Genomic DNA, 1,421 nt, shown 5'->3' on the forward strand with positions numbered 1-1,421 from the left:
CCTCGGCGAACGGCAGGTCGGCGACGTTGCTCTGGTAGCCATCGCGCTCCAACTTGCGGCCGCTCAGGCGGAACTGCATGGTGTCGCTGACCGGCAGGTCGACGGCACCCTCGAGCTGGATCAGGTCGTAGTTGCCTACCTTCACCTCGGCGTAGCCGCCGAACTCGGTGCCGGGGGCCTGCGGGGTGAGAATCAGTGCACCACCGGTAGAGTTACGGCCGAACAGGGTGCCCTGCTGCACGCTGGACAGGTCGTACATGGCCAGGTTGGTGCCGTCGGTCGGGGTCATCACCACTTCGGCGAAGTAGATGGGCACGGCCGGGTCGAGCGTCAGCAGCGGCTCGGAGGGGCGCTGGCCGCGCAGCGTGATCAGCGGGGCGTTGACGCCCGGGCCACCGGCGGAGACGCGCAGGGAGGGCACGTGCACACCCAGGTCGCGAATTTCGCCGATGTTCTGCTCACGCAGGAAATTTTCGTTCATCGCGGTAATTGCGATGGGGATATCGGTCGCCAGTTCCTGGCGACGGCGGGCGGTAACTACCACTTCTTCCAGTGCGACGAAGCCGCGCTCCTGTGCGAAGACAGCGGGAGCCTGGCCGGCGGATGCCGCTACCAGTGCCGCCACCGCGCACTGCAGGCGCAGGTTGCGCTGCACTGGCTGTGTTGCGATCAGTGTTTTGTCGTTGTTCATAGCTGTGGTCTCTTTATGGTGATTAGCGCTAATGTGATTTGCCTATGCGATGAACCCGCGTTTACAGCGACTTTGCGGTGTAGAAACTCGTCCGTCGAAACAGATGGAGTTGGAGATGAAATGATGGTTACCGCGTTGAAGCCGCCCCACAGCAAACTTTTGTATTTTTAGGTTTATTCACGCGTCCGGGCGATGCCCATTTTTAAGACGAGACTATGCTGCCTAAAAGGGGCCAAACAGGTCAAGAAATAATTGTGGTAACAGTTGGAACTGTGAAACACGTCGTACCATAACGCTGTAAAAAAGGTGATTTTCACACATCCATCCGAAACAGGGCAGCGAAATCAAGACAATTTATTCAGTATCTCGAATCAATACCCGGTAAAAAAACCTTTGCGACATTTTCCGGTATTTCGCGACAGGCAAAAAAAAACCCGCGGTCGATGACCGCGGGTTATCCGGGTTGCCGTTACCGGCGTGGCAACTGCTCAGCTGCCGGTCTTCTTCTGCCCGTGATGGGCGAACATTTTCGCCAGGTCGCCGGAGGTTATGCGGCGCATACCCTCGGCGTCGTCCAGCGGCTTTTCGCCGGACATGGAGGTCGGCGTGGCGTCTACCCCGTACGCCTTGGCCTTTGCGCGCAGCGCACCGACAGTCAGCTCTTCCTTCTTGATGTGCTTGCCCATTTCGGCGTTGAAAATGCGCATCGCGTTGAGGTGGGTGACTTTGT

General features: G+C 58.6%; 2 protein-coding genes. Both read right to left on the reverse strand.

Annotated elements, in window-relative coordinates; genetic code table 11:
• Positions 1 to 691, reverse strand: a 691-nt coding sequence (locus tag E4634_RS21330) for a TonB-dependent receptor plug domain-containing protein (RefSeq protein ID WP_240725279.1), incomplete at its 3' end; no start/stop codon positions are given.
• A 488-nt stretch (positions 692 to 1,179) separates the two neighbouring features.
• Positions 1,180 to 1,421 (reverse strand): hypothetical protein (locus E4634_RS21640; RefSeq protein ID WP_206046995.1); only part of this gene is annotated, 242 nt, incomplete at its 5' end.

It is taken from the genome of Mangrovimicrobium sediminis, from assembly GCF_004745945.1.
Taxonomy (GTDB): domain Bacteria; phylum Pseudomonadota; class Gammaproteobacteria; order Pseudomonadales; family Halieaceae; genus Mangrovimicrobium; species Mangrovimicrobium sediminis.